General features: G+C 32.4%; 12 protein-coding genes. All 12 read right to left on the bottom strand.

Annotation, left to right across the window (positions count from 1 at the left end):
* Positions 1–88: 88 nt before the first annotated feature.
* Positions 89–757, bottom strand: a complete 669-nt coding sequence (locus BLT80_RS09050) for a LytR/AlgR family response regulator transcription factor (RefSeq protein ID WP_092467292.1) — start codon at positions 755–757, stop codon at positions 89–91.
* The gene (locus tag BLT80_RS09045; protein WP_092467291.1) at positions 750–2,450 is read right to left on the bottom strand and encodes a tetratricopeptide repeat-containing sensor histidine kinase; all 1,701 of its coding nucleotides are present in this window, start codon (positions 2,448–2,450) and stop codon (positions 750–752) included. The genes BLT80_RS09050 and BLT80_RS09045 overlap by 8 nt, the downstream gene beginning before the upstream one ends.
* Before the next feature lie 75 nt (positions 2,451–2,525).
* Positions 2,526–3,233: a T9SS type A sorting domain-containing protein gene (locus BLT80_RS09040; protein WP_092467290.1), complete on the bottom strand. Its 708-nt coding sequence runs from the start codon at positions 3,231–3,233 to the stop codon at positions 2,526–2,528.
* A gap of 86 nt (positions 3,234–3,319) precedes the next feature.
* Positions 3,320–4,585 carry an asparagine synthetase B gene (locus tag BLT80_RS09035; RefSeq protein ID WP_175455577.1) on the bottom strand — a complete coding sequence of 422 codons (1,266 nt, stop codon included), beginning with the start codon at positions 4,583–4,585 and terminating at the stop codon, positions 3,320–3,322.
* Positions 4,586–4,650: 65 nt separating this feature from the next.
* A complete protein-coding gene (locus BLT80_RS09030; RefSeq protein ID WP_092467289.1) occupies positions 4,651–5,376 on the bottom strand; it encodes a sulfotransferase-like domain-containing protein in 726 nt (241 codons plus the stop codon).
* Positions 5,369–6,286 (bottom strand): aminotransferase class IV, encoded by a 918-nt coding sequence (locus BLT80_RS09025; RefSeq protein WP_092467288.1) that lies wholly within the window; start codon positions 6,284–6,286, stop codon positions 5,369–5,371. Before BLT80_RS09025 ends, BLT80_RS09030 begins: the two co-directional genes overlap by 8 nt.
* Positions 6,287–6,347: 61 nt before the next feature.
* Positions 6,348–7,382 carry an AI-2E family transporter gene (locus BLT80_RS09020; RefSeq protein ID WP_092467287.1) on the bottom strand — a complete coding sequence of 345 codons (1,035 nt, stop codon included), beginning with the start codon at positions 7,380–7,382 and terminating at the stop codon, positions 6,348–6,350.
* Positions 7,383–7,453: 71 nt separating this feature from the next.
* Positions 7,454–8,989: a replicative DNA helicase gene (dnaB, locus tag BLT80_RS09015; protein ID WP_092467286.1), complete on the bottom strand. Its 1,536-nt coding sequence runs from the start codon at positions 8,987–8,989 to the stop codon at positions 7,454–7,456.
* Between the two features lie 168 nt (positions 8,990–9,157).
* Positions 9,158–10,111, bottom strand: a complete 954-nt coding sequence (locus tag BLT80_RS09010; protein ID WP_092467285.1) for an acetyl-CoA carboxylase carboxyltransferase subunit alpha — start codon at positions 10,109–10,111, stop codon at positions 9,158–9,160.
* A 145-nt stretch (positions 10,112–10,256) separates the two neighbouring features.
* Positions 10,257–11,165 carry a DMT family transporter gene (locus BLT80_RS09005; RefSeq protein WP_092467284.1) on the bottom strand — a complete coding sequence of 303 codons (909 nt, stop codon included), beginning with the start codon at positions 11,163–11,165 and terminating at the stop codon, positions 10,257–10,259.
* Positions 11,152–12,228, bottom strand: coding sequence for an LptF/LptG family permease (locus BLT80_RS09000; protein ID WP_092467283.1), 1,077 nt, complete (start codon positions 12,226–12,228; stop codon positions 11,152–11,154). The genes BLT80_RS09005 and BLT80_RS09000 overlap by 14 nt, the downstream gene beginning before the upstream one ends.
* 54 nt (positions 12,229–12,282) lie before the next feature.
* Positions 12,283–13,413 (bottom strand): tRNA guanosine(34) transglycosylase Tgt, encoded by a 1,131-nt coding sequence (gene tgt / locus BLT80_RS08995; RefSeq protein ID WP_092467282.1) that lies wholly within the window; start codon positions 13,411–13,413, stop codon positions 12,283–12,285.
* Positions 13,414–13,585: the final 172 nt, after the last annotated feature.

Below are 13,585 nucleotides of genomic sequence, written 5' to 3'. Positions count from 1 at the left end.
GTATGAAATGCAATACTTTGTATGTAAGTCACTGTTTTTGTAATGCTTAGACCAATACTTAAGTAAACGGACCTATAACCTGTGTTATTTACTTGAAATGTTTTGCATACGTTCTAGACAATGGAATTTCTACATTGTTAATCTCAAGCGTATTTGATGTAATACGTTCTACTTTATTTTTATTCACTAAAAATGATCGATGCGCTCTCGCAAATGTATGCGATGGTAATTGGTCTGCTATAGTACTCAACGATTGCCTAATACTATACTTTTTTGAAATGCTATATATATTACTATAATTGCCATCAGCTACAAAATATCGTATGTCTGTATATTTGAGGTTTACCGTATCATAGCCATCTTTAAATCGAAAGTTTTGATCTTCATTTTTATGAATTACGATTCCGATAGATGCCATTAAATCCACTTTTTTTATCGGCTTAGTTAAATAACCATAAGGTTTTGTTTTAATGGCTTCGCTCATTAAAGCAAAATCTTGCTGACCCGTAATAAAAATAACAGCTGCATCTTCATTTTTGTTTTTAGACAAGGTTATACCTTCATTTTTTCCACTTAAATTAATATCCATTAATATAATATCTGGTAAAAAGGATTTCATTTCAGAAATTGCAGTATGTGAATCATTTGCAATTCTTATCTCTTTAAATTGTTCGTCTTGCAAAATCTCTGAAATGTATTCGGCTATAATAACGTCATCTTCAATAATAAGTATTTTGGTGTTTTTAGGGTTATGCATTACTTATGTCTTTTTTGAATGAAAATGTAAAACCATTTTCAGTATTAATAGTATAATCAATTTTAAGTTGTCGACAGATTTTATCTATCAATTTTGGCTTTATATTTTGCGCCATATCAACCGTTCCGTTATCTGAATACAGAAAACTAAGCTGATTTTCGTTTACATGTAATTCAACAATAATTGTTTTATTATCCTGATTATTAAAAGCATGTTTTATAGAATTTATAGATAATTCTGTAAGTAACAACCCTAAATACATCGCATAATCTGATGGAATTTTTGCGCTGTCTATTTTAAATTTTGTACTAATATTCTTTTCGTTGAAAACTTCTAAAAAGCTCAGTTTAACATCGTTTAAATAATTGGAAATCTCTATTTTCTTTTTATCGCTGTTTTTATATAAATGCTTGTGCAATGTTGAAATAGCCTCTACTTTTGTCAATATATTTTTAAGTTGAAAACTGTTTTCAGTTGACGCATTTTTTAATTGATCTGAAATAAGAATTACCACCAATTGCAAATTGTTATTAATTCTATGATTGGCTTCGCTTAATAAAAACTCGTTTTCTTTAGATAGAACTTTTAACTGTTTATTACTTTCTTTTGCTCCTTTTAAGACATAAGCAATAAGTAACGTAATTAAAATTGCTAAAACGAACAAACCTAGCACTATATATAACTTTGCTCTGTTTGAAACTAATTCTTTATCCTTATTTATAATTTCTAATCTAGTTATCTTTAATTGATTGTCCTTTTCTTTAGATTTATATTTCGTTTCTAAATCTATTAATGCTTTATCTGTTCGTATTTGATTTAATTTATCTGTTACATCATTTATGTATGTTAAATACTCATGAGCTTTTTCATAATTTTTAAGGTTTAAATAAATTTGATAAATGTATTCATTAAAATGATTTTCATCTATTAGTAACTTATTTTCTACGGCAAATTCTTTAGCGTTAAGTGCCTCCTTTAGAGCTTTCTCTATTTGATTATCTCTAGTTAAAGCCATAATATAACTTATATAAGCGTCCGAATGATGTTGAATCATATTATACTGCTCAGAATAATCTAGTATTGATTCAATATATTTTATTGATTTTTTATATTCTTTTTTACGCTCATAGACACCTGCAATTTCAAGTGTTGAATAAAAGACATTATCTTTATCGTTAACCTTTTTTGCTAATTCTAATGATTTACTAGCATAGACTAATGTGGAGTCGTTATTATTATATAACTCAGTAAATAGTGCCGCTTTTCTATTATAATACTTGGTTAAGTACTTATCTTCAATTTTATGCTTTTTAAATAGATATGTAGCTTTATCCAGTTCTTTTTCAAATTGAGAAATTAAGTGTCTTCTTCTAAAAAACTCAGCCATTTTTACATAATATAAAAACTCTAACTGGACATTATTTGCTTTTTTGGCGAGATTAAAGGCTTTTAAGTAATATTTACTAGCTTCAAGATTATTTAATTCGTTTTTATAAATATCTGCTAAACATAAATATATTTCAGCATTAAGTGAACGGTCATTAGATGCTCTTAATTGCGTGTTATAATAAACTTTAGCAGAGTCTAATTTATTTTCTTCAACCATTTTTTCACCAATGATGAAAAACTTTTCATTTTGAGACCATGAAGTGAGGACGTAAAAAAACGAAAGGAATATAAAAAAGTACTTCATATTATGCTTTATGCTTATTTTTTTAGAAATTAAAAAGAAACTACTATAACAATCCAATGATTCAGTTTCCAATAATTAAGCTTTTATAATTTTTTGAATACGTCTGCCGTTTTCAGAATTGATTTCAATAAAATAAATGCCTTCCGTTAAAATTGAAACATCCACGGATCCTTCAATTGCCTTTTCTCGTAAAACTAAATCTCCATAAATATCATACACTACAATATCTAAAACCTCGCTATTACGCTTTGCAATAAATAAGTTATCTAAAACTGGATTGGGATAAATCTTCAATTCTGATAAAATTTGATCTGAATTCGATAAACTCACATTTCTGTAAGTCGCTGCAAAACCTGGATAATTCTCTAATCTTAACTGAGTAAAATCCGCATTAGAATTTAAGGTGATGGAATGGCTTGTATTGGCCGATACTTGGCTAAAGAAAAGGTATTCAAGATTAATTTCTTCTGAAGTATCACATACAGCAAGTGACTGCACAAAACTATTTGGTGTTAAAGTGTTTTGTTCAGCATCATAAGTATAATATCCAGAAAATCCATTACACGCTCCAACTCCCTCAAAAGTTAGGTCGGTATTAATGGTGAGTTGAGGAATATAATCTGGCTGTACATCCTCATAATCCCAAACGACTCCGTCTAGATCTGCTTCCAATTGATGCAAATACCAAGTGCCATATAGATTAGAATCTTGTGCATTTATGTTTTTTATAAAGAACAGAAAACAAAAAAATATAATTAACTGCTTTGTAGTTTTATTATTCATCGATGAGCGTTGAAACTCTAAATTTACCAATTTTTAAATACCAGCAAAATTTGATTATCCTTAATCAAAGTAAATAATACGACTAATTACGTTTTCTGCTTTTTCTTTTTAGCTGCTGGAAATAATACATTATTTAAAATTAATCGGTATCCAGGAGATGTAGGATGTAAGTCTAATTCTGTTTTTGGGTCACCTACTCTGTGTGTGTAATCTTCTGGATCGTGACCTCCATAGAATGTAAAGAAACCTTTCCCTTTAATACCATGAATGTATTTGGCTTCACCATTGGTTCTGTTTTCTCCCATTACCAAAACATTAGATTTAATTTGGTCTCTACTAAACGAGGTTGTTTGTCCCATAAACCCTTTAACCAAAGCCGTATGGTTTTGAGTTAACATCGTTGGAATTGGGTCCCATTTGGCAGAATATTCCATCAGTGAAAAATAATCTGTTGTCTTCGATATTTGACGTTTTTGAGTCATGTCTATTGACGAAAACTCATAAACATTAGGACTACGCTCTAAAATATAATCTTTAAAAGCGAAGGTTTTACTAAAATCAATTTTATTCTGATAGCCTGGGTCGCTGCCATCACCATCAAACATAGGCTCACAAATATCTATACCTTCAGCAGACAATGCAATATCAAAACTATCGGTTGCAGAACACATGGCAAACATAAATCCGCCACCAACTACGTAATCTCTAATTTTTAATGATATGGCTGATTTTTCCTCGGATACTTTATTGTAACCTAAGCGTTTGGCTAAGGCCTCAGCTTCCTTTTTATCTTCAATATACCAAGCCGCAGATCGGTAAGCACGATAGAATTTTCCGTATTGTCCTGTAAAATCTTCGTGATGTAAATGCAACCAATCGTAAAGCAATAATTCATCATTTAAAACTTCTTCATCGTAAATGGTTTCATAAGGAATTTCGGCATAAGTCAAAACCATAGTCACCGCATCATCCCAAGGTTTCAGTCCTGTTGGAGTGTAAACGGCTATTTTTGGTGCTTTTTCTAAAACAACGGCTTCTTGATTTACGGCAGGACTCGCAATTTCCTCTAAAATTTGAGCCGCTTTAGCATCTGAAATCACCTCAAAAGACACGCCTCTAATTTGACATTCGCGTTGAATAATCTCCGCATCAGGTAACAAAAACGAACCACCTCTATAATTCAATAACCATTTTACTTTTAGCTCACGATCTAAGGTCCAGTATGTTATTCCATATGCTTTTAAGTGATTGCTCTGTGTTTCCGCATCCATTGGAATAAGAATATAAGACGCATACGCATTGGCACTAAATAAAATAAAAAATAAGATAAAGGCAATTTTTTTCAAGTTCATAGATTTAGAACGAAATATAACTATTTTTTAGTCTTTACAGACTCGATTTATCATTCTTTTAAGACCTAAATTGAATAAGCAATGAGTTCATTGTAATACGGAAGGCATTCCTTTAATAACGGTTTAAGATGTTCAGAAATATTTTCATCTTTCGATTTATACGTCATAAAACCACTAGATTGATGCACACTTTTATACCAATACTCCGCCCAAACACCATCTTCTTTTAGTTGCTGTGGTTGCCACGATAACATGTTTGCATCAAAAGGAATTTCGGCAAACTCACATAGTTTTTGAAGTGTGCGCTCTGGATTTAATAATACCTTTTTAGAATCTAAGACTACAAATGGAATACGGCTAGCTTTAAAATAATTGACTAATTCTAAATGAAGCGCATAACCAACATCGTTTAACGTTGGATTTTCTATGACCTTATCAAAAGACGGTAGCATCTCTTCTGGATGCCTTGTTAGGATAACATTAATCGTGTTTTTCATAAAATCACGCTTTAGACCCAACAAATGATGCGTCATGTGTTTAAAAAAAAGAACTGGTTTTTCGGTGTTTTCAAGCATCATTTTAACGACTTCGTCTCCATCATTTTCCATAGTATCTAAAATAAGTTCAGATCCTGGATGATACTTTTTAGCTTCTGGATGATTTTTTAAATAGTAAGCGTATAAGGGCTCATCAAACACTTTGGTATCTTGTCGTTGTGCAAAAGCATACATTAATGCCGTTGAAATATTTCGTGGTCCAGACCATAAACAAATACGTTTTGTACTAATCATTATTCAAGGTCTTTTCTATTAAGGCTTCGTAAAGTCTATTGAGATTTCTCGTTACATTACCATAATTACCTTCACCGATCTGTCTCCCATCAATTTTTGTTACTGGTGTTAAACCACCAAAAGTACCTGTTACAAAGGCTTCATCAGCACCATACACATCAAACAATGAAAAGTCTTTTTCAAAACACCGTATATTATTGGCTTTGCAAACTTCGATTACTTTGGCTCTGGTGATACCATTCATACAATACTTACTTGTAGAAGTCCATACTTCACCCTTATTCACTATAAAGAAATTAGTGGCATTGCACGTGGAAACGAAACCATGAATATCTAACATTAAAGCTTCATCTGCACCTGCTTGAATGGCTTGTATAAGCGCTTGAACTTCGTGAAGTTTGCTATGACAATTTAATCTTGGATCTAAATAATCTGGAGACCCTCTTCGAATGGTGCTTGTAAAAAGCGTAATTCCTTTTTCCTTAGAATCTTTTGAAGCCGTTTTATATTCAGGGATAATAACCACATTTGGTCCAGAAATAGTGAGGCGTGGATCTTGAGATGGTGTTTTTTTTATACCACGAGTAACCATGATTCTGACATGCACACCATCGGTCATCTTATTTGCATTAAGTGTTTGCATCACTTTAGCCGTTAATTCCTCTTTTGAAAAAGGCAAATGCATCCCAACCGAAGCTGCAGAAGTCCATAACCGATTAAGGTGATCGTCTAAAAATACTAATACACCATGATGTAATCGTAAGGCTTCCCATATCCCATCTCCTACTAAATAACCACTATCAAAAACGGAAATCTTAGCGTCGTTTCTCGGAAATAATTGATCATTAATCGAAATAAGAATGTCGTTATTTCTGCTATCTTCTATAGCATTATGCGTACCATGAACCATAATTATAATTTTAGTATCTAAAGATACTTAAATTTATAATTTGATAATGAAAGAACAGCGTTTAGTCTAATGGAGTTTCATTACCAGAAAGTAAACTCGCTATAACCTGAGTACCTTCGAACTGTTCTAAAATAATTTTAATAAAAACGGTTATCGGAATTGCCATAACTAAACCCGGAATTCCCCATAGAAATCCCCAAAACATCAACATTACCAATACTGCAATAACGTTTATAGAAAAAGATTTCCCCATAAAAATTGGTTCTAAAACGGCACCAAAGGTGACTTGCACCATAGAGATTGCAAAAATAAAGAAGAATAATGTACTTGTAGGGTCAAGTTCTACAAAGGCAAAAATAGATAAGAATATTACTGAAATAAAAGAACCTACCATTTGTACAAAATTAATAGCAAAGGCAAATAATCCCCAAAAAATAGGGAAACTGACATCAAAAAAGACACACATTAACCCGGTGAACAAACCTGTTAAAGCACTAACTAGAACCTTCACTTTAATAAATTTTATAAGATCTTTTTCGATCTTCATAAAAGTTTTAATAGAGGTATGTTTTCTTTTTAACAAGGTACTATTAAGTAACTTATGTACATTAATGGATTCTGCTAGCCAGAGTACAACAAAGAAAACGGTCATTAATAAAGAGGTTAAAAACGAATTAAGAAAACCAAGGGTTGACCCTAAGTTTTCTTTTTCAAAAAGCTGCCCTATAATTCCATGTTCTTGCTCGATCTCTATTCCAAAATTATCTAATAAATAGACTTTTAGATCAGCTAATTTTAATTCAGCTTTAGATAAAAACTCTGTGTTATTTGCTAGTATTTGTTTGCTCGATAATTGTACGAGTTCAATACCTAATTTCAACCCTAAAGCAACCAATAATAAAACAATGATAATACTAACAATTTTAGGCACATTTCTTCGTCCTAACCAACGCATTAGTGGTAAAAACAATAATGCAATAAACATTGAGAAAATCAATGGTATAAATATAAAGGACAAGATCTTTAGCAAATAAAACACTAAAGGAACTACTATAATTAGCAACAATACATTTGTTGTACGTCTTTGTTCTAACATGAGGCAAATTTCTTTTTAACTAAGCATTCAAAGATACATCAAAATACACTTTTCATTTCCTTAAATTGCTGTTAAAATGGTACTCCATCATCTTCTGGTCCACCAAAAGCATCTGAAGCCGACGGAAATCTATCTGGTGTAAAGGTATTATCGTTAGCAGCATCGTTCATTTTAGAATGAAACTCTGCTCCAAAAGGAGTATCAAAATCATCTAAATTATCAAACTTACCTAAGTGTCCAATAAACTTTAATCGTATATTTTCTAAACCACCATTTCTGTGTTTTGCTACAATAAATTCACCTTGACCTTCGGTTGGAGAACGTTCTTCATCATCCCATTCATCAATCTTATAATATTCAGGTCTGTAGATAAATGCTACAATATCCGCATCTTGCTCAATCGCTCCAGATTCACGTAAATCTGATAATAAAGGACGTTTACTTCCGCCACGCGTTTCTACAGCACGCGATAACTGTGATAAGGCAATTACAGGAATACTTAATTCTTTTGCTAACGCTTTAAGGTTTCGAGAAATCATGGAAATTTCTTGTTCACGATTACCACCTTTTTGACTACCACCTGCCGTCATTAATTGCAAGTAGTCAATCATAATCATCTTAATACCGTATTGCGATGCTAAACGACGTGCCTTTGCTCTTAAATCGAAAATAGAAAGCGATGGGGTATCGTCAATAAATAAAGGTGCTTGCTCTAAAGTTTTTACTTTAACGTTAAGCTGTTCCCATTCATGTTTTTCTAATTTACCTGTTCTTAACTTTTCAGAAGATAAGCCAGTTTCACTAGAAATTAAACGGGTAATTAATTGAACTGAAGACATCTCCAGTGAGAAGAACGCTACAGGAGTATTACTATTAACAGCAACATTCCTTGCCATGGTTAGTGTTAAAGCTGTTTTACCCATACCTGGACGTGCAGCAACAATAATTAAATCACTTGGTTGCCAACCAGAGGTTAATTTATCGAGTTTATCAAAACCAGAAGCGACACCACTCATCCCTTCCTTATTAGACATTTCCTCAATTTTCTTTTTCGCTTGAATTACTAAACTTTGAGCAGACTCCGTAGATTTCTTAACGTTACCTTGGGTGACTTCATATAATTTAGCTTCTGCGGTATCTAAAAGATCGAATACATCCTTCGTTTCATCATAAGCTTCTTCAATAATTTCGTTTGAAATTTTTATTAAACTTCTCTGAATATATTTTTGAAGAATAATACGTGCATGAAACTCAATATGTGCTGAAGAAGATACACGTTGTGTTAAAGAAATAAGGTAAAAATCGCCTCCAGAAACTTCTAGCTTTTGATCTTTCTTTAATTGGCTAGAAACGGTTAATAAGTCAATCGGCTCACTATTTTCGAAGAGTTTAAAAATGGCTTCAAAGATGTGTTTGTGTGCATCTTTATAGAATGCATCAGGACTTAAGATATCAATTACTTCATCAACACCTTTTTTATCAATCATCATCGCTCCAAGTACAACCTCTTCTAAATCAGTTGCTTGAGGCGGTATTTTGCCTTTCTCTAAATTAATGATAGTGCTTTTATCAACTTTGTAGCCTTGTACTGGATTGGGTTGTTTCATAAGTAGCAAAAGTAGTTAATTAGTGTTGAGGAAATGAAGAAGCGCGCTTTGCGATGTCAACATATCATCAACAATTTAACTGTTAATAACTTGATTATATTGTTAATAGTGCCAAAAAAAACCGAAGCCAAAACTTCAGTTTTTTTTAGTTTCCTATGTTTAGTGGATTTAGTCTTTATAGACTCCCATTGCATCGTATTTTTCCATACGTTGGTTCACTAAATCTTTTGGTGATAAGTTTTTAAGCTCTTCATAAGATTTAATAATGGCATCTTTTACAGCGGAAAATGTTTTGTCTCTATCAGTATGAGCTCCACCAAGTGGTTCTTTAATAATAGAATCGACAAGCTTCATACGTTTCATATCTTTAGCAGTAAGTTTTAAAGCTTCTGCCGCTTGTTCTTTATATTCCCAGCTTCTCCATAATATAGAAGAACAAGATTCTGGTGAAATCACAGAATACCAAGTATTCTCTAGCATCATCACACGATCACCTACTCCGATACCTAAGGCTCCACCTGAAGCACCTTCACCAATAATAATAGTAATAATGGGTACTTTAAGACGTGCCATTTCTAAAATATTTCTAGCAATCGCTTCACCTTGTCCACGCTCCTCTGCTTCTAATCCAGGATAAGCACCTGGAGTATCGATTAACGTCACCACTGGAATTCCGAATTTCTCAGCAGATTTCATTAAACGTAAAGCTTTACGATAGCCTTCTGGATTTGACATTCCGAAATTTCGATACTGTCTCGTTTTAGTATTATAGCCTTTTTGCTGGCCAATAAACATATACGATTGGTCACCTATTTTACCTAAACCTCCAATCATAGCTTTATCATCCTTGACATTTCTGTCTCCGTGTAATTCTAAAAAAGTATCACCACAAAGGGCTTTAATATGATCTAAAGTATAAGGTCTATTAGGATGACGAGACAACTGTACACGTTGCCAAGCTGTAAGGTTTTTGTAAATTTCTTTCTTTGTTTCAGCGAGTTTTTTCTCAATCTGCTTACAAGTTTCAGTTACATCTACTTCACTTTCTTTGCCGATAATCTCACATTTATCTAGTTGATCTTCTAGTTCTTTTATTGGTAATTCAAACTCTAAATATTCCATACAATTTGAAGTTAGTTTTGTTTAGTTAGTATAGTTAGGGTACAAACCTACGTATTCTTATTTCTATATTAGAAAAAATATATAAAAAAGTAAGTTCACATCTTCAATTTACAAAAATAGAATTTATTAAAGAAATTATAAAAATTTAATTGGTAATACTGTTCGTTTTAGTTTTTCGCCTTTTATAATTTTTAAAAATGGCATCAAATAAAACGGTAACCAAAATAAGGATAGCACCCACATAAAATTGTGGCGACATTTTTTCGGTCTCCGGAAAAAGGACTATAGCAATAGCTATACCGTAAACAGGCTCTAAATTATAGCTTAAAATTACCGTAAAGGGACTTATATAGCGCATAATATCTACAGATCCAATAAATGCATAAGCTGTACATACAGAAGCTAAAATAAATAAGTAAACCCAATCGGAATTTGTAAGTGTAAAAAATTCTGCATTAAAACTTTTACCGGTTAATAGAATAAATACAGTTAAAAATAGCACCCCACTTATAAACTCATAAAATGAAATTACGGTAGCACTATGTTTCTCAATAAATCGCCCGTTTATTACAGCAAATAAAGTAGAGAAAAGCGCTGAAAACAATCCTAAAATGATACCATTTATATATCCCATTTCACTACTCGTTATTAATAGCACTCCGAGAATTACAATAAGACCAAAGATAATTTCATAACCTAAAATACGTCGCTTGAAGAAGATTGGCTCAATAAAAGAAGCGAAAAATGCACCAGAAGAAAACATCGCTAAGGCAATAGATACATTGGCTTGGTTAATGGCTTCAAAAAAGGTAATCCAATGTAATGCTATGATAATACCTGCAACAAAAAATTGCAAAAGTGATTTTTTAGATATCTTAATATTTATCCTTACAACTTTGATGTAAATAAACATTAAAATGCCGGCCATAGCCATTCTATACCAAACAAGTTCTAGTGCGCCAATGGTAATGAGTTCACCCAAAATTGCGGTAAAACCAGCAATTATAACAAGAACATGTAAATGTAAATAATGCTTTAGTTTAGCGTTTGGCATTTTGCAGCAGATATATTGCTAAAATACCAAATATTACATTAGGAAACCATACTGCAACTACAGCTGGGAAATTAGACTGTTCAGCCATAACTCCGAAAATCTTATCGAAGAAAACGTAAATCATAGCAATAGCTATACCAACGGCAAGGTTAGTCCCCATTCCTCCTCGTCGTTTTACTGAGGATACTGCTACCGCAATAATTGTAAGGATAAATATAGAAACAGGTAAACTCCATTTTCTTAACTTTACCACTTCATAACGACCAATATTAGGCGAACCTCGTCGTTTTTCGGCAGCGATGAACCTGAGTAATTCCCCATAAGATTTTGTCTCGGCTGCATATTGAACAGGTGTTAAATCTTCGAGTTCAAAAGGAAATTGCATTAGTTTTTGACTTTCTTTCTCTACCGTTTCAATACCATCATTAAACGAACGTTTTAAATACGTAATAAGTTTATAAGCACTATCCTTCTCTACATAACTAATTCTGTCGGCAAAAATTTTATATTTCAGTTCGTTGTCTTCAAAATGTTCGTAGGTGAATTTTAAACCTGTATTTGTCTTAGGTATAAAATTACTGACATAGATATAATCGTGATCATTAATTTGTTGGTAAACATCTTTTGTTTGCTGAACTGATCTATTCTTTCTTAAATACTTAAATTTAAACTCATTAAAACCTTGACTTGCAATCGGAGCTAAATACATTCCTAAAAATAAAGCGAATCCTGCGACAATTGAAGCACCAATTAAATAAGGTCTTAAAAATCTTGAAAACGACACTCCTGAACTTAAAAAAGCAACAATTTCTGTATTATTAGCCAACTTAGAAGTAAACCAAATAACGGATAAAAATAAAAATAATGGAAATAGAAGGTTTGCAAAATAAACTGTAAAATCTAAATAGTAATACGCCACCTCACCGAATGGCACATCATTTTCTAACATCTTACCTACCTTCTCTGCTAAATCTACTATTATTCCGATAGGAACAAATAGCAATAACATCATAAGAAATGTAAATAAATACCGTTTTAATATGTACCAATCAAGTATTTTCAAGTTTATCGTTTAGTCGTTAATGCAATTATTTTTTTTCAGCTTCAAGTTCAAGTTCTAAAGTCGGTTATCCATTTGCTTTACCATTTTATCTTTCCAAGCTCTAAAATCTCCTGCAATAATATGTTTTCTGGCTTCTCTAGTTAACCAAAGGTAAAACCCAAGATTATGAATGGTTGCTATTTGCTTACCCAATAATTCATTAACCGTAAATAAATGTCTTAAATACGCTTTAGTATATTCGGTATCTACAAATGTAATTCCCATTTCATCTACAGGCGAAAAATCATCAGCCCATTTTAAATTTTTGATATTAATTGAGCCATGAGCCGTAAACAACATACCGTTTCTAGCATTTCGTGTTGGCATTACACAATCAAACATATCTACACCTAACGCTATATTTTCTAATATATTGATTGGTGTTCCCACTCCCATTAAATAACGCGGTTTGTCTTCTGGCAAAATACTACAAACGATATCTGTCATAGCATACATTTCTTCTGCTGGTTCACCTACTGATAATCCACCAATAGCATTACCTGCTGCACCAGCATTTGCAATATATTCAGCTGATTGTTCTCTTAAATCTTTATAACAACTACCTTGAACAATCGGAAAAAATGTTTGTTCATAATCATATTTAAAAGGTGTCTTTTTAAGATGTGTTAAACAACGTTCTAACCAACGATGCGTCATGTGCATAGAACGCTTAGCATAGTTGTAATCGCATGGATACGGTGTACACTCATCAAAAGCCATAATAATATCGGCCCCAATACTACGCTGTACTTCCATCACGTTTTCTGGTGTAAATACGTGGTAACTCCCATCAATATGTGATTTAAACTTTACCCCTTCTTCTTTTATCTTTCTATTTGAAGACATCGAATACACTTGGTAACCACCAGAATCCGTTAAAATATTACGATCCCAATTCATAAATTTATGTAAACCACCAGCTTGTTCTAAAATTGGGGTTTGAGGTCTTAAATAGAGATGATAGGTGTTTCCTAGAATAATATCAGGGTTAATATCGTTTTTCAACTCACGTTGATGCACTCCCTTTACGGAGCCCACAGTACCAACTGGCATAAAAATAGGCGTTTCTATAGTGCCATGATCTGTAGTAATAGATCCTGCTCTTGCTTTGGTTTCTTTATCGTTTGCTACTCTTGTAAATTTCATGTGTTAATACTTATTGTTTTTCAGTGGACACATGTTGTTCGCAATTATTCGCGCCATTAATTGATAATAATTTCAGCATGCTCGTTTCATTAAATATAAGTCCGACGGCAAATATAAATAACTCTATAACATTCCTTCTTAAATTAGATTTAAAAAATGTGGTCTATTTCTA

This window comes from Winogradskyella thalassocola (genome assembly GCF_900099995.1).
In the GTDB taxonomy this organism is placed as follows: Bacteria; Bacteroidota; Bacteroidia; order Flavobacteriales; family Flavobacteriaceae; genus Winogradskyella; species Winogradskyella thalassocola.
Note: the sequence above shows the minus strand (reverse complement) of the source record. Positions and strands in the feature narration are given on the sequence as shown.

Coding starts and splice junctions, on each gene's coding strand:
- BLT80_RS09050 (WP_092467292.1), bottom strand. CDS start 757: ATGCATAACCCTAAAAACACCAAAATACTTATTATTGAAGATGACGTT.
- BLT80_RS09045 (WP_092467291.1), bottom strand. CDS start 2,450: ATGAAGTACTTTTTTATATTCCTTTCGTTTTTTTACGTCCTCACTTCA.
- BLT80_RS09040 (WP_092467290.1), bottom strand. CDS start 3,233: ATGAATAATAAAACTACAAAGCAGTTAATTATATTTTTTTGTTTTCTG.
- BLT80_RS09035 (WP_175455577.1), bottom strand. CDS start 4,585: ATGAACTTGAAAAAAATTGCCTTTATCTTATTTTTTATTTTATTTAGT.
- BLT80_RS09030 (WP_092467289.1), bottom strand. CDS start 5,376: ATGATTAGTACAAAACGTATTTGTTTATGGTCTGGACCACGAAATATT.
- BLT80_RS09025 (WP_092467288.1), bottom strand. CDS start 6,286: ATGGTTCATGGTACGCATAATGCTATAGAAGATAGCAGAAATAACGAC.
- BLT80_RS09020 (WP_092467287.1), bottom strand. CDS start 7,382: ATGTTAGAACAAAGACGTACAACAAATGTATTGTTGCTAATTATAGTA.
- dnaB (WP_092467286.1), bottom strand. CDS start 8,989: ATGAAACAACCCAATCCAGTACAAGGCTACAAAGTTGATAAAAGCACT.
- BLT80_RS09010 (WP_092467285.1), bottom strand. CDS start 10,111: ATGGAATATTTAGAGTTTGAATTACCAATAAAAGAACTAGAAGATCAA.
- BLT80_RS09005 (WP_092467284.1), bottom strand. CDS start 11,165: ATGCCAAACGCTAAACTAAAGCATTATTTACATTTACATGTTCTTGTT.
- tgt (WP_092467282.1), bottom strand. CDS start 13,413: ATGAAATTTACAAGAGTAGCAAACGATAAAGAAACCAAAGCAAGAGCA.